Source organism: Geomonas azotofigens (assembly GCF_018919395.1).
In the GTDB taxonomy this organism is placed as follows: Bacteria; Desulfobacterota; Desulfuromonadia; order Geobacterales; family Geobacteraceae; genus Geomonas; species Geomonas azotofigens.
On record NZ_JAHLME010000004.1, the window covers coordinates 420,136 to 441,890 of the forward strand.

General features: G+C 63.5%; 19 protein-coding genes. 14 read left to right on the forward strand and 5 right to left on the reverse strand.

Annotated features, from left to right (window positions below; translation table 11 throughout):
* The first annotated feature begins 36 nt into the window (after nt 1–36).
* The 12 genes from KOL99_RS15985 (at nt 37) to holA (ending at nt 12,641) form a co-directional block, all read left to right on the forward strand.
* The gene (locus KOL99_RS15985; protein ID WP_216511463.1) at nt 37–843 is read left to right on the forward strand and encodes a chemotaxis protein CheW; all 807 of its coding nucleotides are present in this window, start codon (nt 37–39) and stop codon (nt 841–843) included.
* Nucleotides 844–866: 23 nt separating this feature from the next.
* Entirely contained in the window at nt 867–1,265 is a 399-nt protein-coding gene (locus KOL99_RS15990) for a response regulator transcription factor (protein ID WP_216511464.1), read from the forward strand.
* Nucleotides 1,265–1,774 (forward strand): chemotaxis protein CheW, encoded by a 510-nt coding sequence (locus KOL99_RS15995; protein WP_216511465.1) that lies wholly within the window; start codon nt 1,265–1,267, stop codon nt 1,772–1,774. The genes KOL99_RS15990 and KOL99_RS15995 overlap by 1 nt, the downstream gene beginning before the upstream one ends.
* Nucleotides 1,768–2,937 (forward strand): response regulator, encoded by a 1,170-nt coding sequence (locus KOL99_RS16000; protein WP_216511466.1) that lies wholly within the window; start codon nt 1,768–1,770, stop codon nt 2,935–2,937. Before KOL99_RS15995 ends, KOL99_RS16000 begins: the two co-directional genes overlap by 7 nt.
* 31 nt (nt 2,938–2,968) lie before the next feature.
* The gene (locus KOL99_RS16005; RefSeq protein ID WP_328760680.1) at nt 2,969–4,957 is read left to right on the forward strand and encodes a HEAT repeat domain-containing protein; all 1,989 of its coding nucleotides are present in this window, start codon (nt 2,969–2,971) and stop codon (nt 4,955–4,957) included.
* Entirely contained in the window at nt 4,957–5,826 is an 870-nt protein-coding gene (locus KOL99_RS16010) for a CheR family methyltransferase (protein WP_216511468.1), read from the forward strand. The genes KOL99_RS16005 and KOL99_RS16010 overlap by 1 nt, the downstream gene beginning before the upstream one ends.
* On the forward strand, nt 5,823–6,890 hold the full coding sequence (locus KOL99_RS16015) for a protein-glutamate methylesterase/protein-glutamine glutaminase (RefSeq protein ID WP_216511469.1): 1,068 nt from the start codon (nt 5,823–5,825) through the stop codon (nt 6,888–6,890). The genes KOL99_RS16010 and KOL99_RS16015 overlap by 4 nt, the downstream gene beginning before the upstream one ends.
* A gap of 27 nt (nt 6,891–6,917) precedes the next feature.
* The gene (locus KOL99_RS16020) at nt 6,918–7,736 is read left to right on the forward strand and encodes a GAF domain-containing protein (protein ID WP_216511470.1); all 819 of its coding nucleotides are present in this window, start codon (nt 6,918–6,920) and stop codon (nt 7,734–7,736) included.
* A 30-nt stretch (nt 7,737–7,766) separates the two neighbouring features.
* A complete protein-coding gene (locus KOL99_RS16025; RefSeq protein ID WP_216497222.1) occupies nt 7,767–8,144 on the forward strand; it encodes a response regulator in 378 nt (125 codons plus the stop codon).
* A gap of 407 nt (nt 8,145–8,551) precedes the next feature.
* On the forward strand, nt 8,552–11,026 hold the full coding sequence (gene leuS, locus KOL99_RS16030) for a leucine--tRNA ligase (protein ID WP_216511471.1): 2,475 nt from the start codon (nt 8,552–8,554) through the stop codon (nt 11,024–11,026).
* 19 nt (nt 11,027–11,045) lie between these two features.
* Nucleotides 11,046–11,570, forward strand: a complete 525-nt coding sequence (gene lptE / locus KOL99_RS16035; RefSeq protein ID WP_216511472.1) for an LPS assembly lipoprotein LptE — start codon at nt 11,046–11,048, stop codon at nt 11,568–11,570.
* 81 nt (nt 11,571–11,651) lie between these two features.
* Entirely contained in the window at nt 11,652–12,641 is a 990-nt protein-coding gene (gene holA / locus KOL99_RS16040; protein WP_216511473.1) for a DNA polymerase III subunit delta, read from the forward strand.
* Between the two features lie 119 nt (nt 12,642–12,760).
* On the opposite strand, the gene rpsT is transcribed toward holA, so the two are convergent.
* Nucleotides 12,761–13,024 carry a 30S ribosomal protein S20 gene (rpsT, locus tag KOL99_RS16045; RefSeq protein WP_199389438.1) on the reverse strand — a complete coding sequence of 88 codons (264 nt, stop codon included), beginning with the start codon at nt 13,022–13,024 and terminating at the stop codon, nt 12,761–12,763.
* Nucleotides 13,025–13,404: 380 nt separating this feature from the next.
* Between rpsT and KOL99_RS16050 the strand changes: the two genes are divergently transcribed.
* Nucleotides 13,405–14,034 carry a class I SAM-dependent DNA methyltransferase gene (locus tag KOL99_RS16050; RefSeq protein ID WP_216511474.1) on the forward strand — a complete coding sequence of 210 codons (630 nt, stop codon included), beginning with the start codon at nt 13,405–13,407 and terminating at the stop codon, nt 14,032–14,034.
* 288 nt (nt 14,035–14,322) lie between these two features.
* On the opposite strand, the gene KOL99_RS16055 is transcribed toward KOL99_RS16050, so the two are convergent.
* From KOL99_RS16055 to KOL99_RS21670, 4 genes are all read right to left on the reverse strand, one after another.
* Nucleotides 14,323–15,714, reverse strand: a complete 1,392-nt coding sequence (locus KOL99_RS16055; protein WP_216511475.1) for a cytochrome C — start codon at nt 15,712–15,714, stop codon at nt 14,323–14,325.
* Between the two features lie 262 nt (nt 15,715–15,976).
* The gene (locus KOL99_RS16060) at nt 15,977–17,431 is read right to left on the reverse strand and encodes a tetrathionate reductase family octaheme c-type cytochrome (RefSeq protein WP_216511476.1); all 1,455 of its coding nucleotides are present in this window, start codon (nt 17,429–17,431) and stop codon (nt 15,977–15,979) included.
* A gap of 143 nt (nt 17,432–17,574) precedes the next feature.
* Complete coding sequence (locus KOL99_RS16065; RefSeq protein ID WP_183345828.1) at nt 17,575–17,904, reverse strand: hypothetical protein; 330 nt, start codon at nt 17,902–17,904, stop codon at nt 17,575–17,577.
* 80 nt (nt 17,905–17,984) lie between these two features.
* The gene (locus KOL99_RS21670) at nt 17,985–19,967 is read right to left on the reverse strand and encodes a DUF3373 family protein (RefSeq protein ID WP_236026283.1); all 1,983 of its coding nucleotides are present in this window, start codon (nt 19,965–19,967) and stop codon (nt 17,985–17,987) included.
* A gap of 451 nt (nt 19,968–20,418) precedes the next feature.
* On the opposite strand from KOL99_RS21670, the gene miaB reads away from it, so the two are divergent.
* Nucleotides 20,419–21,744, forward strand: coding sequence for a tRNA (N6-isopentenyl adenosine(37)-C2)-methylthiotransferase MiaB (gene miaB / locus KOL99_RS16080; protein ID WP_216511477.1), 1,326 nt, complete (start codon nt 20,419–20,421; stop codon nt 21,742–21,744).
* Nucleotides 21,745–21,755: the final 11 nt, after the last annotated feature.

The window sequence follows — 21,755 nt, forward strand, 5'->3', positions numbered from 1 at the left end:
ATAGAACATAGAACGTAGAACGGATGTTGAGGTTTTATGAATCTTGCAGAGATCAGAAAGAAGGCGGCCCGGGGAGACGCGCAGGTACCGACGCCCCGCGAAGCGGCTCCCGAGCGGGACGTGCAGGCGCCGGATGCGGCATCCTGGCCGGCGCCGGCGGAGCCCGAGGTGGTCGCCCCCGTCGAGGAGTTCACCGCTCCCCAGCCCGTGGTGCCCGAGCCCTTCGCGGCCGTGCCCGTTGATCCCGACCCGCTGCCGCGGGCCTCGACGCCGGCCTGGCAGGCCGAGCAGTTCGACGCCCCGTTCGAGGATCCGCAGGATCCCGAAGGGTTCGACCCCGTCGCCGTGATCCTGCGGGGACGCGAGTCCGCCTCCTTCGAGGCCGAGACCTTGCAACAGGAAGTGGTCGAGGCGGCCAGCGTCGAACTCCTCTGCTTCCGGGTGGCCAGCGAGGAATACGCCATCAGCATCATGGACATCAAGGAGATCATCAAGCCGCGCGAGGTGACCGAGGTCCCCCGGGTCCCGTCCTTTGTGCGCGGCATTCTCTCGTTGCGTGGCAACATCATCCCCGTCTTCGACATGAAGACCAGGCTCGGCCTCGCCGACGGGGCCGTCTCGGAGCGCGAGCGCATCGTGGTGGTCAAGCGCCAGGGTGGCTACGCCGGCGTCCTGGTGGACGAGGTGGTGCAGGTGGTCCGCATCGCCGAGGGGGGGATCGAGCCTCCGCCGGTGGTCCTCGAGGGGATCGATCGCGAGTTCGTGCTGGGAATCGGCCGGGTCAGCGGCAGGATGCTGATCCTGCTCGACATGGAAAAAGTCTTGGACGTGGGTCTCTTGTAGAGTCGGGGCGCAGGGGGGGGAGCATGGAGAAGAACAGGATCCTCGTGGTCGAGGATGAAGAGAGCCTACTGAAGCTGGAGAGCATCCTCTTCACCTCGAAGGGGTACCAGGTCACCGGCGTGCGCGGTGGCAACGACGCCCTGAAGGCGATCGCGCAGGACGCACCGGACCTCGTGGTCCTGGACCTCATGCTGCCGGACATGGACGGCTTCGAGGTCTGCCGCAGCATCAAGGAGAATCCGGCCACCAGCGCCATCCCCGTGGTGATGCTGACGGCCAAGAAGAGCAGCCGCGACCTGGAGCACGGCAGGCAGGTCGGCGCCGACGCCTACATCACCAAGCCCTTCAAGTCGGTCAAGGTGCTCGAGGTGATCGAGGGACTTTTGGGCAATGACGCCGCGGCCAAGGGGGACGCTGTCTGATGACGCAGGAGTTGCAGGAAATTCAGGTTGCCTGCCTGCGCATGGATGACGGGCTCTATGCCGTCGACATCATGCGCATCAGGGAGATCATCAGGGTCCCCAAACTCGCCCCGCTGCCCAGGGCGCTCCCCTTCGTCGAGGGGGTGATCAACCTGCGCGGTTCCGTGATACCGGTGGTGGACTTGAGGAAGCGCTTCGGGCTTCCCGCCGCCCCGAACAAGGAGAGCGCGCGTCTTCTCATACTCTCCATTTCCGGGCAGCCGCTGGCCCTCATGGTCGACGAGGTGACCGAGATGATCACCATTCCGCTTCGGGAGCTGAAGGCGCCGCCGCGCGGGGTGCGCATCGTGGGAGGGGAGTACATGGTGGGGCTGTGCCTGGTGCGCGACGTCCCGGTGATGCTGCTCAACATCGACGCCCTGCTCACCTTCCAGGAGAAGGCCCAGTTGGGCTACCTTACCCCGCAGGGGGAGACCACTACCACGACCAAAAAGAGCCAAGCATGCTGATAGTCTGTCCTAACTGCAAGAAACGATTCAACGTTACCGCCAGCAGCTCCGACGAGCCGAAGAAACTGCGCTGCTCGAGCTGCAAGGCGGTGTTCCGGCTGGTGCGCAAGAGCGAGCGCCAGGCCGCGCCGCCGACCAAGGTGAAGGTCGTGGTGGCCAACGAGAGCGCCGCCTTTTGCAAGGCGGTCGAGAAGGTGCTCGCGGCCGAGCCGTTCGAGCTCTTCCTCTGCACCGACGGCAAGCAGGCCCTGGAGACCGTGCAGCGGGTGACCCCCGATGTGCTGCTCCTGGACGTGGCGCTGCCGACCATGTTCGGCTTCGAGGTCTGCGAGCGGGTGCGCCAGGAACCGGCCCTCGCCAAGGTGAAGATCGTGCTGATCGCCTCGATCTACGACAAGACCCGCTACAAGCGCTCCCCCAATTCGCTGTACGGAGCCGACGACTACATCGAGAAGCACCACATCCCGGACTCCCTGGTCGCGATGATCTACCGGCTGACTTCCGGCGACGTCCCCCCCGTGGTGCGCCCGACCGACAGCGAGCTCGCCGCCCAGGAGGAGAGCCGCAGCGAGATCAGGCAGGTGGAAGTGGACGAGACCTCGATGCCGGAGGCCGCCGTCCCTGCGCCCGCCGCGCCGGCACCCGAGGCGCCGGCGCCGCTCATGACCGCCGCCGAGCCCCCGGTCGCACCGGCCGCCGAGCCCGCCGTCGTGGCGCCCCCGGAGGCCCCGGTAGCTGCGGCCCCGGTGGTCGAGGCGCCCAAGGCCCCGGCATTGATGGCCGAGGCGCCGGCGCAGGCCCTGGAGGCACCGGTCAGCGAGGCGGTCGAGGCGCAGGTCCCCGCGGCGGCTGCGCCAGCTCCCGCCGCTCCCGTGGCCGCCGCCGAGCCCGCCGCCGCTGCCCCGGCCCAGCTCCCCGAGGAGCAGGTGAAGGCGAGGCGCCTGGCCAGGATCATCGTTTCCGACATCGTCCTCTACAACCAGGCCAAGGTGGAGCAGGGGGTGCGCGAGGGGAGCTTCTACGAACTCCTCGCCGACGACATCCGCGAAGGGGAATACCTGTACCAGCAGCGGGTGTCGCAGCAGGTGCGCGACACCACCTCGTTCCTGAAGGATGCCTTCGAGGAGCTCCTCGCCAAGAAGCGGGCCGAACTGAGCGTTTAGGAGAAAGACCCTGTCCAACGATCTGCTTGAAATCTCAGAGAGACTTGCCGCCGATGACGAGGAGCAACGCCGCCTCGCCGTCATGTCCCTGCGCCGCCGTCCCTTCCCCGAGGTGATGGAACTGCTGTTCCGCGCCATGGGGGATGACAGCTGGCGCGTGCGCAAGGAGGCGGTGAGCGTGGTGCTGCAGGCGCAGCCGCTTCAGGCCGGCGAGCTCGAGGCCCTGATCGCGCTGCTTCGTTCCGCCGACAACGCCGGCTTGCGCAACTCGGCCGTCGAGTCCCTGGAGCGGATCGGCGTTCCCGCCGTCGAGCAGCTCTGCGCGCACCTGGGCGATCCGGATCACGACTTCCGCAAGTTCATCATCGACATCCTGGGCAACATCCGCTGCGCCACCTGTCTCCCCCTTTTGGTGCAGGCGCTGGACGACGAGGACATGAACGTCCGCGTCGCCGCCGCGGAGAACCTCGGCAAGATCGGCGACGGCCGCGCGCTGCCGCACCTGCTCAAGGTGCTGGACGGCGGCGAGGTCTGGCTGAAGTTCACCGTGCTGGACGCCCTCGCCTCCATCGGCGCGCCGGTGCCGCTCGCCAAGCTCGAACCGCTGTTGCAGGAGGGGCTGCTGCGGCGGGCCACCTACGACTGCCTGGGGGTGCTCGGCGACCTGAAATCCTTGCCGCTGCTGCTGGAGGGGCTGCACGACAAGGCCAAGAACGCCCGCGAGGCCGCCGCCATCGCGCTGATGCGTCTGCGGGGGCGCCTGAACCCGCGGCAGCAGGAAGAGCTGGTGGATCTCCCCCTGAGGGAGCTGGCCGGCGGTGCCACCGCCAAGAAGCTGATCGATTCGCTGCACGGCGAGGAGCCGGTGATGATCTCCGCGCTGGCCCAGCTTTGCGGCATCATGGGGGACGAACGTGCCGCCTTGCCGCTGGTGCGCGTGGCGCGTGCCGAGCGCCTGCGCGGGATCTGCCTGGAGGCGTTGCGCCGCATCGGCGAGCCCGTGATCCCCATACTCCTGGAGCACTTCCCCTTCGCCATCGCCGCCGAGCGCGCCGTGATCGTGCACCTCATCGCGGAAACCGGGCGCCCCGGCAACGACGATCTCCTCTTCGCCGCCTTGGAGGACGAGGGGGCCGAGGTGAGGCGCTGCGCGGCGCTCGCCCTGGGGCGGTTGGCGCCGGAGGGGGCCGCGGCACGCGTGGCGCGGCTGCTGGACGATGATGATGCGCAGGTGCGCGAGGGGGGGCTGGAGGGGCTGCAGCGCCTGGCCGCCGCGGACCCGGCGGGGGTGGGCTCGATCTGCTCCGAGCTTTTGCGCGGCCGCGAAGCGCGCAAGCGGCGGGACGCCGCCATTATCCTCGGCGCGCTGGCCGACGGCGAACGGCTCGCCCGGTTGGTGAAGGACGAGGACGCCTCGGTGCGCCGGGCGGCGGTCGCATCCCTGGCGCGCGTCGACCTGCCCCAGGCCTTGGGCGCGCTGACCCTGTCGCTCTCCGACGAGGAGCCGGAAGTGCGCGTGGCGGCGGCGCAGGCCCTTGCCGAAAGGGGAGGTCACGAGGTGCTGGCGCCGCTTTGCCTGGCGTTGAGCGACGCCGATCCCTGGGTCCAGACTGCGGCCCTCAAGGGGCTCTGCTCGGTGGGTGACCCCGAGGCGCTCCCCGGGGTCACCGCGCTCCTCGGGCAGGCGCAGGGGCCGGTCCTGATCGCGGCCCTGTCGACCCTCGCGGCCCTGGGGGGGGAGCAGGCGCTCGGTCCGGTGCGGCAGGCGCTTTATCACGCCGACGAGGAAGTGGTGGAGGCCGCCATCGGGATCCTCGCCGCTCACGGCGGGGACTGGATCGACGAGCACGGCCAGGCGCTGCTGGAACACCCGCACTGGATGGTGCGGCGCTCCTTCGTGCGCGCCCTCGCCCAACTGCAGGGCGCCGACTCGTTGGCGGTGTTGGATCAGGCGCTGGCCCGGGAGTCGGACCCGCTGGTCAAAGGCGAGATTGTTGAACTGCTCGACAGGCTGCGCTAATGCCATACTTCGAACCTGAATTGCAACTGACGGCAGAGGAATTCCGCCTGATCAGGGAGCTGATCTACAACCACTGCGGCCTCTTCTTCGACGACGACAGCAAGTACCTGCTCGACCGTCGGCTCGGGCAGCGGGTGACCCATCACAACCTGTCCGGCTTCCGCGAGTACTACCAGTTCCTGAAGTACGATCGCAGGAGGGACGAGGAGATCGCCGACATCATGGATCTCCTCACCACCAACGAGACCTACTTCTTCCGCGAGGCCTTCCAGTTGCGCGCGTTCACCGACGAGATCGTGCCGGAACTCATGAAGGCGAAGCAGCGCGAGCGGACCCTGCGCATCTGGAGCGCGGGATGTTCCACCGGCGAGGAGCCCTACACCATCGCCATGCTCCTGCTGGAGATGGGGTGTCTGCACGGCTGGCGCGTTGAGATCGTCGGCTCCGATATCAGCCATCGCGTGGTGCAGCACGCCCGCAAGGGGATCTACACCAAGGCCTCCTTCCGCGCCACCGAAGAGCGTTACCTGAAGCGGTTCTTCACCGAGACCGACGAGGGGTACCGCATCTGCGACGAGGTGCGGGAGCTGGTCACCATCAGCCAGATGAACCTGTTCGACGCCAATCGGCTGGCGCTTTTGGGCAAGATGGACGTGATCTTTTGCCGCAACGTGATCATCTATTTTGACCAGACCTCGAAGAAGCGGGTGATCGAGTCGTTTCACAACACGCTGCGCGGCGGCGGTTACCTCCTTTTGGGGCACTCGGAGTCCCTGATGAACCTGTCCACCGCCTTTGCGCTGAGACACCTGAAAAACGACATGGTCTACCAGAAAACGGATACGACCGGCGGCGGAGTGGCCACGTGAAAAAGATACGGGTAGTAGTCGTAGACGATTCGGCCTATAATCGGCGCGCCATCACCAGGATGCTGGAGGAGCTCCCGGGGGTCCAGGTGATCGGGTACGCCACCAACGGCGAGGAGGGGATCCGGCGGGTGATTGATCTCACCCCCGACCTGGTGACGCTCGACCTCGAGATGCCGCGCATGGACGGTTTCACCATGCTGCGCATCCTGATGGCGACCACGCCGGTCCCGGTGATCGTGATCAGCTCCACCTCCGGCGACGAGAAGGTCTTCAAGGCGCTTGAGCTTGGTGCCGTCGATTTCATCGCCAAGCCGACCAGCGTCATCTCCGACGAGCTTTTGAAGATCCAGCAGGACCTGCACCAGAAGGTCCAGGCGGTGTTCAAGCTGAACATGGCACGGGTGCAGAAGCAGGCGGAGCCTGCCCCTCCCGCGGCCGAGGTCGCCGTTCCCGCGGCTCCGGCCGGCGCGCCCAGCAACATAGACATCGTGGCCATCGGCTCCTCGACGGGTGGACCGCCGGCCCTGCAACGGATCTTCGCCTCCTTTAAGGAGGCGCCCCCCTTCGCCATGGTGATTTCCCAGCATATGCCGGCCGGGTTCACCACCGCCTTCGCCGAGAGGTTGAACCGCAGCACCGGCTTCGAGGTGCGCGAGGCGAAGGATGGTGACGAGGTGGTTCCGGGGCGGGCGCTCATCGCTCCCGGCGGGCACAACCTGGTCTTCGCCCGCGTCGGCGAGAAGGTGGTGGCCCGCATCGTCCCCCCCGGGCCGAAGGACCGTTACGTCCCGTCGGTGGACGTGATGTTCCGGTCCTGCGCGGAACTGTACCGTAGCCGTATGCTGGCCGTCGTCTTGACCGGCATGGGCAACGACGGGGCTCTTGGGGTGCGCGAGGCGAAGAAGGTGGGAGCCCAGGTCGTGGCGGAGTCCGAGGAATCCGCCGTGGTCTTCGGCATGCCGCGCGAGGCGATCGCCACGGGCGTGGTGGATCGGGTGGTGCCCATGGACGGCATGGTGCGTGAAATAGTGCTTCGTTGCGGCCTGTTGCCGCGATTCGGTTGATCAACTAGACGTAAATTCGGGGTGCGCATGCAAAAGGACGATGAACGACTGGTTCATAGCAGGGGTGAGGAGTTCCTGCAGGTTTTCAAGAAGGGGGCGGAGTTCACCCAGGAGCTGTTGAGGGAGAACGAGCGTCTGCGGTTCCGTCTGCTGGAACTGGAGAAGTCCCAGATTTCGGGCGAGCCGGCGCCGGCCGCGGAGCTGAAAAAGCTCAACGAGCGGATCGCCGATCTCGAGCAGGAGAAGCAGGAGATCCTGGACCGCATCAGGCACGTCGAGGAGGAAAACCAGGATTTCGCGGCACGCTACCTGGAGATCGAGGATGAGAACAACAACCTCGCCAACCTCTACATAGCGAGCTACCAGCTCCACTCCACGCTCGACTTCAAGGAAGTGCTCCAGATCATCACGGAGATCATCATCAACCTGATCGGTGCCGAGGAGTTCGCCATCATGCTGCTCGACGAGAAGAGTGACGAGTTGCAGGCCGTCTCCACCGAAGGGATCGACCGCAGCGAGATTCCCGCCTTCCGTCTCGGCAAGGGGATTATCGGGACCGTGGCGCAGTCCGGCGAGAACCACTTCGCCAGCGACTTCGACAGCTACGAGCGCGATTTCAGCGCGCCGATGGTCTGCATTCCGCTGAAGATCAAGGAGCACGTCATCGGCGTGCTGGCCATCTACAAGCTGTTGATGCAGAAAAAGGAATTTGCCGCCGTCGACTACGAGCTTTTCACCCTGCTGGCCGGTCATGCCGCCACCGCCATCTTCAGCTCGCGGCTTTACAGCGACTCCGAGCGCAAGCTCTCGACCATCCAGGGGTTCATCGATCTATTGACGAAATAGTCAGCTGTTGCAATGGGGGATACAGGTCAGATGTCAGATTACAACGTATTGATAGTTGAAGATTCACCCACCATGAGGCAGCTCATCGCGTTTGCGCTGAAGCGGATCAGGGGGGTGCGGATAGTCGAGGCCAACGATGGTGTTGACGGGTTGAAGAAGCTCTCCTCGGAGCGTTTCGATCTGATCCTGACCGACATCAACATGCCGATCATGGACGGTCTGAAGTTGGTCAGTCTGGTGCGCAACGATGCCAACTACAAGGCTATACCGATCGTGGTCATCACCACCGAAGGTGCGCAGGAAGACCGGGAACGTGCCTTGGCGTTGGGAGCCAACGACTACATCACCAAGCCGATTCAGCCGACCAAGATTCTGGACGTGGCCAAGAACCTGCTTCGGATCGTCTGACCGGTTTCCGGTTGTGCTCCTCCCCTTGAGGGGGGAGGCAGGGGGGGGCGGTGCCTGCGGGCGCCCCGGTGCTGAACCGTCCCATGCGTCCCTGAGTCTCCAGTTCACGACCGTGGCCTCCACCGGGCCCGCCGGGTCCACCAGGTCCACCGTGTCCACCGTGTCCACCGTGTCCACCGTGTCCACCGTGTCCACCGTGTCCACCGTGTCCACCGGGTCCACCGGGTCCACCGGGTCCACCGGGTCCACCGGGTCCACCAGGTCCACCGGGTCCACCAGGTCCACCGGGTCCACCAGGTCCACCAGGTCCACCAGGTGGTGCCGTTCAAACACACCATCCGCAACCGCAGCGTTGCCGACATTAAAATATTGCGCGTCCCGTTTGGGGCGCTGGAAGGCGGGGTTTAATGGAAGAAAAATACGTTCCCTCAGCAGTAGAGGGCAAATGGCAGCAATTCTGGGCTACGCACAACAGCTTCAAGGCGACTGAAGACGCCGCTCGCAAGAAGTACTACCTCCTGGAGATGTTCCCCTATCCCTCCGGCAAGATCCACATGGGGCACGTCAGGAACTACTCCATCGGTGACGTCATCGCCCGCTTCAAGAGGATGCAGGGGTACAACGTGCTGCACCCGATGGGTTGGGACGCCTTCGGCATGCCGGCGGAAAACGCCGCCATCCAGAACAAGAGCCATCCCGCCAAGTGGACCTACGAGAACATCGCCTACATGCGCGGCCAGCTGAAGCGCCTGGGCCTTTCCTACGACTGGGACCGCGAGCTCGCCACCTGCGACCTCGACTACTACAAGTGGGAGCAGAAGATCTTCCTGGAGATGTACCGCAAGGGGCTCGCCTACAAGAAGTCCTCCGCCGTCAACTGGTGCCCCAAGTGCGAGACCGTTCTTGCCAACGAGCAGGTCGAGGACGGCTGCTGCTGGCGCTGCGATTCCATGGTCCAGCAGAAGGAGCTGGAGCAGTGGTCCTTCCGCATCACCAACTACGCGCAGGAACTCCTGGACGACACCTACAAGCTCACCGGCTGGCCGGAGCGCGTGCTGACCATGCAGCGCAACTGGATCGGCCGCTCGGTCGGCTGCGAGATCGACTTCCCGCTCGAGAACGGTCTCGGCAAGATCAAGGTCTTCACCACCCGTCAGGACACCGTGTTCGGCGCGACCTTCATGTCGCTGGCCGCCGAGCACCCGCTGGCGCTCGACCTGGCGACCGCCGGGCAGCGCGCCGCCGTCGAGGCCTTCATCGACAAGGTGAAGAAGACTGACCGCATCAAGCGCTCCGCCGAGGACCAGGAGAAGGAAGGCGTCTTCACCGGCTCCTACTGCGTCAACCCGGTCACCAACGTGAAGATGCCGATCTATCTGGCCAACTTCGTCCTCATGGACTACGGCACCGGCGCTGTCATGGCCGTTCCGACCCACGACCAGCGCGACTTCGAGTTCGCCAAAAAGTACGACCTGCCGCTCAAGGTCGTGATCCAGCCCGAAGGGGAAACCCTCGATCCCGCCACCATGACCGAGGCCTACACCGCCGACGGGATCATGGTCAACTCCGGCCGCTTCGACGGCATGGGCAACGCCGACGCCAAGGAAGCCATCGCCGACTTCCTTGAGAAGGAAGGGATCGGCAAGAAGACCGTCAACTTCCGCCTGCGCGACTGGGGCATCTCCCGCCAGCGCTACTGGGGCAACCCGATCCCGGTGATCAACTGCGATCTCTGCGGCGTGGTCCCGGTCCCGGAAGCGGACCTTCCCGTCGTGCTCCCGATGGATGCCGAGTTCACCGGGGAGGGGGGCAACCCGCTGGCGCGCGTGGACAGCTTCACCACCTGCACCTGTCCGCAGTGTGGCGAGGCCGCCCGCCGCGAGACCGACACCATGGACACCTTCGTGCAATCCTCCTGGTATTTCCTGCGCTACTGCTCCCCGAAGTTCACCTCCGGTCCGCTGGACCGCGAGCAGGTCGAGCACTGGATGCCGGTGGACCAGTATATCGGCGGCATCGAGCATGCCGTTTTGCACCTGCTCTACGCCCGCTTCTTCACCAAGGTGCTCAGGGACCTCGGCTACTGCAACGTCGACGAGCCCTTCTCCAACCTCCTGACCCAGGGGATGGTGATCAAGGACGGCGCCAAGATGTCCAAGTCCAAGGGGAACGTGGTCGATCCCAACGCACTCATCGAGCGTTACGGCGCCGATACCGCCAGGCTCTTCTCCCTCTTCGCGGCACCCCCGGAGAAGGACCTCGACTGGAGCGACCAGGGCGTGGACGGCAGCTACCGCTTCCTGAACCGCGTCTGGCGCCTGGTGTACGACGTGCTCCCGGCGATCAAGCAAGCCGGCAGCGTGCAGGTGGACAAGCTCTCCGCGGACGGGAAGAAGCTGCGCCGCGCGGTGCACAAGACCATCAAGAAGGTTTCCGAGGACGTCGAGGACCGCTTCCACTTCAATACCGCCATCGCCGCGGTCATGGAACTGGTCAACGCCATCCAGGGCTTCGCCGGCAAGGACGCCCCGGAGAACGTGGCCGTGGTGCGCGAGGCGGTGGAGTCGGTGGTCCGCCTCTTGGCCCCCTTCGTGCCGCACTTCGCCGAAGAACTCTGGGCCGAACTCGGCCACGAGGTGGCTCTCGAGCAGGCCGGCTGGCCCGGTTATGACGCCGACGCCGTGGTCGACGAGGAGATCACCGTGGTGATCCAGGTGAACGGCAAGCTGAGAAGCAAGCTCACCGTCGCCCCCGACGCCAAGGAGGACGATGTCCGCGCCGCCGCGCTGGCGGATGACAAGATCCTTCCCTACCTGGAAGGGAAGAGCGTCAAGAAGGTCGTCTACGTCCCCGGCAAGCTGGTCAGCATCGTCGTCGCCTAAGCCCGTGAGGAAACGTCCCATGACAGCCACCAGGCTCTTCACAACACTCCGCATGCTGGCCCTGCTCGCGGCACTTCTCGGCGGCGGCTGCAGCTACAGCCCCGTCATCCAGCACGGCCCGCTGGCCGGCGCCAACGGTGTCAACGTGGTTCTTTTCGCCAACAAGAGCTACCGCGCGGGGGTGGAGGCGGTGCTCGCCCGGGAGATGATCGACGAGTTCGCCTTCCGGACCGGCGGCAAGGTCCTTCCTGCTGACCGGGCGGAACTGGAGCTCTCCGGCGTGGTCCTCTCCTACAACAGCGTGCCGGTCTCCTATAGCGCCGCCGACGCCATCAGGGAGTACAACGCCATCCTCGCCGTCCAGGCCACCCTGCGCGATCAGAAGTCGCAGAGGGTGCTCTGGAAGGGAGATGTCACCGAACAGCAGGTCTACCCCGTCAACGCGAACATCGCCCTGCAGCAGGATGCCGAGGAAGCCGCCATCGAGAAAATCAGCCGGCGCATTTCCGAGCGGATCTGGCAGAAGCTTGGCGAGCGCTTCTAGCGTCACGACGACAATTGCGAGCAATGACGCCGCCCATTCAGCATCAGGCTGGTGGGCGGTTTTTTTGAGACGAGGTCACAGATGAAACCGGAAGAGTTCAACAAGGCTGTGGAAAAGGGAGAGCTGGCATCGCTGTACCTTCTGTTCGGCGACGAGCCATATCTCGTGGAGCGGGCGGTCAAGAAGCTGCTGGACCGGGCCGTGGATCCAGGCTTTCGCGACTTCAACCTCGATGTCTTCTACGGCAACGAATGCAAGGGAGAAGAGGTTTTCGGCGCAGCCCAGACCCTCCCCATGTTCGCCGAGCGCCGCGTCGTGCTGGTGAAAAAGGGAGGGGATCTTTCCGCCCACGCCATGGAGGTGCTGCTCCCCTACCTGCAGGACCCCTCGCCCGGCACCTGTCTCGTCCTGCAGGCCGAGAAGGTGGATGGTCGCAAGAAGTTCTACGCCGAGTTGAAAAAACGTGGCGAAGCTGTCGAGTTCAAGCGTCCCTACGAGAACCAGCTCGGGCCCTACGTGCGCGACGAGGTGCGCGCCGCCGGGAAGAAGATCGAGCCCGCCGCGGCCGAACTGCTCGCCTACCTGGTGGGGAACAACCTGCAGGAGCTCGTCTCGCAGATCGAGAAGCTGTGCATCTACTGCGGCAAGAAGGAGACCGTGGCGGTCGCCGACGTCAAGGCCATCGTCTCCGACACCAAGGTCGAGAGCGTCTTCGAGTTCACCGATGCCCTTGGCAGCAAGGATCTCCCCCGTGCCCTGAAGATGCTCACCTCGCTGTTGCAGGACGGCGAGGTCCCGTTGCGCATGCTGGGTGCCGTGGCGCGGCACTTCCGCCAGCTCTGGCAGGTGCGTGAGCTTTTGGACCGGAAGGTGCCCCAGTCCGAACTGGCCAAGGCGTCCGGGATCAACCCGTACTTCCTGGGCAAGGTGACGGCGCAGGCGAGGAACTACACGGTAGCGGAGCTGAAGCTGATTTTCGAAGGGATGTTGGAGCTGGACCTGGCCTTCAAGTCCGGCGGGTTGGAAGAGCCGCTCTTCGAGCGTTTCGTGATGGAGGCGTGCCGGCGCTAGGCGTCCCGGTTCCCTCCCCCCCGGGGAGGTGAGGGCTTGGAAGGGGAGATGGGTGCAAACTAGAAAAGGGAATCCCCTGGTGGGAATTCCCTTTTTGCTTTCATGTAATCCGCTACCGACTAGGCCAGGGTGTTGACCAGTTTGGTGAGGCGGGAAACGTTCCTGGAAGCGTTGGAGGAGTGGATGATCCCCTTGGTTGCGGCACCGTCGATGACCGGGATGGCGGCAGCCAGAGCGGCCTTTGCAGCATCCTGATCCTTGGTGGCAACCGCTTCGCGGACGCGCTTGATGAAAGTGCGCAGGGTAGAACGCTCGTGCTTGTTGCGCTCAGTCCTCTTTGCGGTCTGCTTGATCCTCTTCATTGCCGATTTATGATTTGCCAAACTGCACCTCCGGTATTTTAAATGTAGCTTTTAGGTTTTTTTGAAAGAGGGATTATATAACACCCAGGCGGAGTAGAGTCAAGCATAAAACCGCCCGTAGCCGAAAATATCTCCCGCCACGCGAACAGGTGACCATACCATTGTTTCATGCGCAAGGCCAGTAAAAACTCACCCTGGTCACCCCGTGTCCATCGTGTCCATCGTGTCCATCGTGTCCATCGTGTCCCCGTGTCCACCGTGTCCACCGTGTCTGTCCACAGCACAGGGTCCCCCAGTCCTCCAAGTCCCCGTGTCCACCCTAGCGTAGTCGCTTGACATTCTACTATCTGAATATTATGCTGCCGTACACCCAGGGCGCAGCCCCATCAGGAGGAAAAGCCATGTCCGCCGAGAACAAGCGTGACTTCGATGCCGTAGCCGACCAATGGGACCAGGAACCGCGCCGTCTGAAGCTGGCGCAGGATGTCGTTGCGGCCATGCGCAAAGCCCTCCCCCTTGGCCCCGACATGGATGCCCTGGACTACGGTTGCGGCAGCGGCCTGGTCACCCTGGGCCTGCGCCCCTTCGTCCGCCGCATCACCGGTGCCGACAGCTCACCCGGGATGCTGGAAGTTCTCAACAAGAAGATCCACGCGCGAGGGTTGACCAATGTCGTCACCCTGCCGCTCGACCTTGAGCAGCAGCGCCTGGAAGGAAGCTTCGACCTTATCGTCAGCAGCATGACCCTGCACCACGTCCGGGACGTCCCCCCCCTCATCGGGGCCCTCGCCAAGGCCTTGAAGCCCGGCGGTTGGCTCGCCCTGGCCGACCTCGAGACCGAGGACGGCCGCTTCCATGACGATCCTACCGGCGTTTTGCATCACGGCTTCTCCCGCGAGTTCCTCACCGGCGAGTTCACCAGAAACGGCCTTGCCGATGTGGCCGTCATCACCGCGGCCTCCATCGAAAAGCAGGGGGGCGACGGCGCCCCCCGCCGCTATCCCGTCCTCCTCTGCGTCGGCCACAAGTAGTCCGCAGGCCGCCATACGTCGCAATGTCTCGGGGGAACTCGGTGAGCGGCCAAACGACATCGCCCACCTAAGCCCCGCACCTGAAGCCGCGTCTCCCTTTGTGATGCTTCAACAAAGAACCATGGGAAGGTAGAGTGCTGTGCCCACGCAGCGTCGCACTCGAACCCTTACTCCCCCTTCGCGAAGGGGGAGCAAGGGGGATTTGTCTGTAGTAAATGCCTAAAAAAAGCCCCCCTCGAGAGAGGGGGGCTTTCCTGTGTCAACATCCTGTAGCAGCGGCTGTCGCCGCTACCAATCTTCCTTCTGCTTCTTGGCCAGCTTCTCCATGAAAAGCTCCGGAGAGGTCAGCTTCAGGATCTCCTTGTCGGTGTAGCCCAGGTCCTTGAAGTTCAGCACCCCGTTGGGTGCGTGGCAGTTGGCGCAGTAGAGTGCCTTGGTCTTGGTGACCAGGTGGTTGCTGCCGAAATAAATGGTCTGCCACCCCGGCACCGCCTCCTTGGCGATCTTCTCGGGGTTCTTGAGCCCCAGCGTCTTGGCCGCCGAAAGAACGCCGGCGCGGGTGTCGCCGTCGGACATCGGCTGGGCGAAATCCATGGAGAGGAGCTCGCCGGTCTGCTTGTTGTAGTAGGCCTTGCCCTGGAAGATCTTGAACGGCGTGATCTTGCTCTTGCCGTCCTTCTTGCTCCCCTTGGGGCCGATGAAGTGCGGGGTGTTCTTCACGGTGCCGTTGTACCAGGCGTAGACCGGCGCGGTCTCGTTGGCCTCCTTCTTCAGCGTGGTCGGCTCGTAGAATTTGTCCGGCGTCTGCTCCCACACCGTGAAGTCCTTGGCGAAGGCGCCGCCGGTGCGCGGGATGTGGCAGGTCTGGCAGGCGATCTTGGCACAGTGGCGGTTCAAGTCGGCGTCCTTGTGCGGCTTGACACCGTGGCAGGAGGTGTCGGCGCAGGAGACGAAAACGCCGTCGTTGGCCCAGTTGTTGGGATCGTGGCCGGTCGGCATCTTGTGGTTCTTCGCCTTGTGGCAATCGACGCAGACGAGGCCCTTGGCGGCGTGGGCATCGGTCTCCCTGGTGAAGGTGAAGCCGCGCTTGACGATGACGCCGCCGCCGGCCGCCTCGTGACAGACCATGCAGTTCTTGACCGTCGGCTTGCCGATGGCGAGGGCTGCCTTGACGCTACGGTCCTGCCCCATGACCACCTCGCCCTTCTCGTTCTTGAAGGGCTTTCTCTGGCGGAAATCGTAGTCGGTGGAGTGGCAGACCAGGCAGTCGACGGCGGCCTCGGCCGCGGCGCCGGTACTGCCGACGTCGGAGAGGTGATTGCCGGGGTGGCAGGTGTTGCAGCCGGAGAACTTGCTCTTGCCCGTCACCGGGCTCTTGGGGATCTCCTTCAGGTTGTTGACGATGTCGTTGCCGTTGCACATGACGTAGATGCGGTTCTTCATCCCGTACTCTTCCTTGGGATTGAGCCCATCGACGTTGGTCACCTTGGATGCGTGCTTCCAGTGCACGGTATCCAGGAACCCCTTGGCGCTGCCGGGGTGGCACTCCTCGCAGGTCTCCGGCCCCTTGTAGCCGCTTTTCTCGATCGATTCCTTGCCCGGATGCGCGCCTGCCGCCAAGGCGGTCGTGGCCGCCAAGGCGAGGCAGAACACTGCCGCTGTCACACGTATCTTACTCATCGAAGCCCCTCCTGTTGTCTTTGGTGGCTGTCCCTTACTCATTCATCGTTATCGGCACACCAGGATAATAGTTTAGTGTTTTGCCGAGGTATGTCGAGCACTTCGTCGCGACAATTTTCCGGCTCGTCTTGTGTCAATGCGCCTGCCGCTGAGACAACGGCATCAACGGCTGATTCACGCCGGTCCGCGTTACCATCCCCGTGGCGACTCAAAAGGAAAGAGGGACGGAAAATACTCCGCCCCTCTCTTGATGCCATCGCGCTTACTTTTTGGCCACCTTCTGCGCCCTGGAGAACCTGCCGCCAGTTTGCATCGGGTCGCCCTTGTAGCCGAGCGCCTTCCAGTCCAGGCGGTTGCCGCCCATGTGACACTCGCCGCACTGCAGCGCCTCTTCCTTGGGTGACACCTCGTGCTGCGCCGCGATGTAGGCCTCGGTGTTGACGAACTGGTACTTCCCGCTGTAGGGGAGGCCGCACCCCTCGGCGCCCAGGCGGCATGCCTTATCCCAGTCGTAGTCGACCCACAGGGACTTGTACTGCTGGAAGATGATCAGGTGCTTGTACTTGGCGTCCATCGGCTGGTCGCCCTTGTAGAGCTTGTACGGGTAGATCTTGGCCTTCTGGTCCTTGATGTCTCCCACCGGACGCATCATCATCACCGGTTTCTTGGGGTCCTTGATCTTGTCGCCCACCATGTAGCGCTCGACCATGCCGTTGCTCCAGGCGTAGACGGGCTTCACGTTCATGCCCCAGACGAAGGTCCCCTTGTGCTTGGCGTAGGTCTCCTTGTCGAACTGCTCTTCGGCGGTGATGTTCTTCCCCACGTCGGACCATTTCCACGCCATCTTGGTGGCCTGTCCCTTGGCGAAGAAGGGGATGTGGCAGGTCTGGCAGGCGACGGTGGCGAGGTGCCGGTTGATGAGCGCGCCGTTTTTCGCCTTCTGGTGCGGGGCCTTGGCGCCGGAGTGGCACTGCTCGCAGTTCACGCGGGTGTCGTAGTGGGCCATCATGCTCGACGCACCGCCGATCTTGTGGTTCTTGGTGACGTGGCAGCTCTGGCAGCTCATGTCCTGGCCGCCGCTTTCCTTGCTCCCCATGTGCACGTCCTGGGACTTCTTGGTCTTCTCGAGGGTGGAATCAAGCCCCGCGTTCTTCACCGCATCGCCCCCGCCGCCGTAGAAGTGGCAGGCGCCGCAGTTCTTACGGGTGGGAAGGCCGACGCTCTGGGCGGCGACGTTCAGATCCATGCTCTTTTTGTCGATGCTCTTCTTGTCGATATCGCAACCAACCGTGGCCCTGGTGTAGTTCCCTTTCTGGGCATGGCAGATGAGGCAGTCGACCTTGCTCTTGTCGGTGAAGTCGAAGTCGGTGCGGGTCCAGCCGTACCCTGCATGGCACTTGCCGCAGGACTCGTGCACCACGCCATCCTTGCCCCCCTGGATCGAGGTGCAGAAGGAGTTGATCATGTTGGACTTGCCGTACTTCTTGGTGCTCTTCTCCATCCCCTTGACCATGTTCGGGGTGCCGGCCCAGGTCCAGTGCGTAGTCTTCATGAAATCAGCCGCCTGCTGCTCGTGGCACTCGAGACAGACCTTGGTCACCTCGCTGCCGTTCTTGAACGGCCCCTTGACGAACTCGGCGTGGTCGACCGCCGCCATCCCCTGCGCGGCCATCGCCAAAAGCGCGACCCCCGCCAAAATTCCCAGCATACCTTTCATTCAACAACCTCCGTAGTAAATCGGCTCGCGCCGTCACAGCTATATCCAGCCCTTCATATATACTAAAAATGCGATATTAAAAGGCAAAAAGAAGCGCTGCAATCGTGATAACTACAGCGCCACCTACGAGGAACGGCCCCGGCTTAGCAGCCGGCGGTCTTCCTGAACAGTTTGGAGACGTTCTTGCCGTCGATAACCTCGTACTTGCAGCGGATCTCGTCGCCTTCCACGATCCTGTGGTCCTTGAACTTGTCCAGGGTCAGATCGTCTTCCACGGTGATCACCACGAGCTGCTCGGTCTTGTTGTCCTTCAAGGTGGCGGTGGCGGTTTTGGCGTCCTTGCCGGCGATGTCGATCTTGGTGATGACCCCCACCATTTTGATCTCTTCACCTGCACTGGCGACGCTGCCGAAGCAGAAGATGGTGAGCGCTGCGACTGCTACCAGGACCATTACCGAAACTGCTTTTTTCATCTTCGTTCTCCTTTTGGGGGTGGGGTGGCGGCTCATGCCGCCACCCCGGTTTTCGCTGTACCGCGTCTGCGGTACGGGTTCTAGAACTTCACTTCGAAGGTGGCGTAGATGTCCTGCGCGCTCTTAAGCGGCTGGAGCAGCATCAGGTCGGTGGACTTGATGTCGGAGATCTTCTGCGGTGCGCCTACCCAGTTGTTGCTCCCGGTGTACGCGAAGTCGTAGTACTGGTAGCCGATCTTGAAGAATGCCTTGGACAGGTGCGAGGAGACCGGTTTCAGGTTGAGCTCCTGGATCAGGTAGGCCTCGTAGACGTCGCCGCGGGTGCCAAGCTTGGAGGTCCACATGTCGTCGGCGGCAGGGGCGAAGGTGATCCAGTTCTTGGAGCCGTGGTTGTACTCGACGCCGAACTTGGTCTTGGTCGGCTCGTAGTCGTAGCGCGCGCCGGCGTAGGCGGCCCAGCCGGTCTTGTCGGAGGGGGCCTCCTGGTTGAAGAAGGAACCGGTCATGAGACCCTGGAAGCCCGCGTTGTTGGAGACGTTGCCGTTGGGGTGGGTGACGCTGAGACCCGCATCGGCGAAGAAGTTCAGTTTGCCCGGGCCGATGTTCTTCAGGGTGCTCATGAAGCCGGCGCCGTACCAGTCGATGTCGCCCAGCGAGGTGGCCGGGCCGGTGTTGCCGAAGGCGGTGTTGGACATGACCGGGAAGTCGAAGATCTCGAAGCCGCGGTTCCACTGCAGCCAGACGCGCAGCGGGTCGGTGTCGACCGGGATGATGGCCACACCCAGCATGTCGGTGTCTTTCAGGCTGTTGCTCGGAGTCTCGAAGCCGGACTCGAAGCCGCGGCCGTAGCAGACCTTGGCGTAGGCGCCGGGGAGCCCTTCGATGTCCGGGGCCCAGCCGATGGTCATGCCGTCGAAGGCGTAATCGACCAGCAGGGCGGGGGTGCCGCCGTTGCCCGGGCGCTCGTTGTTCAGGCGCAGGTTACTGGGCGCGCCGTTGGTGGAGGGCCTGCGGCCGACGGAGAACCAGACCGGCTGGTCGGCGATGTTGGACCAGGTGGCGTAGGCGCGGTCGACGTCGAGGAGGCTGGACGTGGGGACGTGCCCGAGGGTGCCGTCGAAGGCGCCGACGCGGTCGGCGAAGAACGGGGTGTTGCCGTTGTTGGTGACCGCGGAGTCATCCTGCGAGCCGAAGGTCTTGTAGGCGACCAGGCGGACGTTGACGGTCACGTCCTTGGTGGCCTTGGCGTGCATGTCGATGCCGAGACGGTTGGTGTACAGGAGGTCGTTCTTGGCCTTGTAGGACTGGGTGGTGGCCAGGTTGCCGCTGCCGGCGCCCAGGAAGCCCTGCATTGCCATCACCATGGCGGCCTGCTGGTAGGCCGGCGGCAGGGAGGCGAAGGCGGCCTGGTTGGCCGGGGTCATCATGCCCATCACCTTGTCCATGATCCCCTTCTGGGTCAGGGTGGCGAGGATGCCCTGCTGCTGCGCGGTGAGGCGGTTGGCGGCCAGGTAGTTGTTCACGTCGGTCGGGGTCATCCCCCCGAGTGCCGGCATGATCTGGCCGATGAAGGCGTTGTACATTGCGGAGGGCATGTAGCTGTTCAGGATGGTGTTGAACTGGGCGGGGGTGAACAGGGAGCCTGCCTTGCCCTGGAACATGAAGGCGGTACCGGAGGGGTTGACGATCTGGGCGTTGTCACCGACGGTCAGCCCCGCGACTGCGTTTGGGCCGACCACGAAGGCGCCCACCAGGTTGTTCATGGTGCCGATGGCATCGGAGTGGGCAGCGACGTCGCCCCTCAGGGAATCGACCCGGAAGCGGTAGTCGCCGCCGATGGTGAGCCACTTGCCCAGCGACTTCTCTTCGATCCGGTCTACCTTGCGGGTCAGGTCCTCGATCTTCTTCTGCTCGGGGGCCTTCTGCTGCTCCTCGAGCTTCTGCACCTTCTTGGTCAGTTCCTCGATCTTCTTCTGCATTTCCTGGTCGTCTGCCTGCGCCACGACAGGGGCAGCCAGGGCACAGACGGCTGCGCCAATCAACAGCTTCTCCAGTTTTCTCATTCACTTCTCCTTTTTGTTTCGCTGGTTTTTACACCAACCTTTGGGTCGAAGGTATTTCAGTGGTACCGTGCGGTCCGGTCCTAACTCATTAAATCCTGGGCGTTACTGTTTTAATCGGAAGATACACCGGTAGATTTAGAGGAAATGTGCATGCTTGGAAATTTATAATCGAAATGAAGGGTCCCAATAATTAGTAATGTTTGCTTGGGGAGGTGACCGTATCGTGGCAGAACGGCAGGCCGGCCCCGGGCCGCCACGCTAATGAGTCTTATAGATCTTCGCGGTGTTATATGTCAATATATTTTATTGCATATATCGTTAGGACAATGATTTAGCTATGTTAATGTGTCGTTGCCGCTTCGGGGAAAGAACCGGCGTGGCAGCTAATAGATGTTGACTGCGTGCGCCCAATTTTCGTACTATCCATGCATTTAACCATCAGGATATAGACGTGAATAAGGCAAAAATGCTTTACCTGGAAACGTTCGGCTGCCAGATGAACGTGAGCGATTCCGAGAAGATAGTGACCCTGATGAAGGGAATCGGGTACCAGCGGACCGCCGATCCGGTGGAAGCGGACCTGGTCCTTTTGAACACCTGCAGCATCCGGGCGACCGCGGAGCAGCGCGTTTACGGCCACCTGGGCAAGTTCAAATCGATGAAGAAGCAAAAGCCGGGGCTGATCATCGGCGTCGGCGGTTGCGTGGCCCAGCAGGAAGGGGAGCGGCTCTTGAAGAAGGCCCCCTTCGTGAACCTGGTCTTTGGCACCCACAACCTGCACCTGTTGCAGAAGATGGTCACCGGCGCCGAGCAGGGGAAGCAGAGCGTCGCCACGGATTTCCTGGATGACGAGAAGCGTTTCGACCTCTTCCCGCACGCCGAAAACGAGGGGGGCGTCTCCCGGTTCGTCACGGTCATGCAGGGGTGCGACAACTTCTGCGCCTACTGTATCGTGCCGCACGTGCGCGGCCGCGAGATCAGCAGGAGCGCGGCCAAGGTGGTCGAGGAGGTGGAGGCCCTGGCGGCCGCCGGCGTCACCGAGGTGACCCTCCTTGGGCAAAACGTCAACTCCTACGGCTTCAAGGAGCCCGGCTCTCCCGATTTCGCCGACCTCTTGCGCCTGGTCGCGCAGGTGGAGGGGATTCAGAGGTTGCGCTTCACCACCTCGCACCCAAAGGATATCTCCCCGAGGCTGATCGCCTGCTTCGCGGAGATCCCGAAACTCGCGCAGCACATCCACCTGCCGGCCCAGTCAGGGAGCGACTCCGTGCTGAAGAGGATGAACCGCGGCTACACCCGCGCCCAGTACCTGGACAAGGTGCGCGCGCTCAGGGAGGCCTGCCCGGAGATCCAGTTCACCGGCGACATGATCGTCGGCTTCCCGGGCGAGGACGACGCCTGTTTCGAGCAGACCATGGAGTTGATCGAGGAGGTCCAGTACGCCGACCTCTTCTCCTTCATCTACTCGGCCCGTCCCGGCACCACGGCGGCCGAGTTCCCGGACGAGGTGAGGCGGGCCGAGAAGCAGGCGCGCCTGGAGCGCCTGCAGGCCGCGCAGAAAAAGATCACGCTCGCCCGCAACGAGAGTTTCGTGGGGGGCGTGCAGCGCGTGCTGGTGGAAGGTCCCAGCAGCACCGGCGACGCGCTCTTCGGCAGAACCGGCGGCAACCGCGCCACCGTCATGGACGGTGATCCCGCCCTGGCCGGGCGCCTGGTCGAGGTGCGCATCCGGGAAGGGCTGCAGACCCTGCTCAAGGGAGAGATCCTCGATGTCTGAGAACGGGAGGG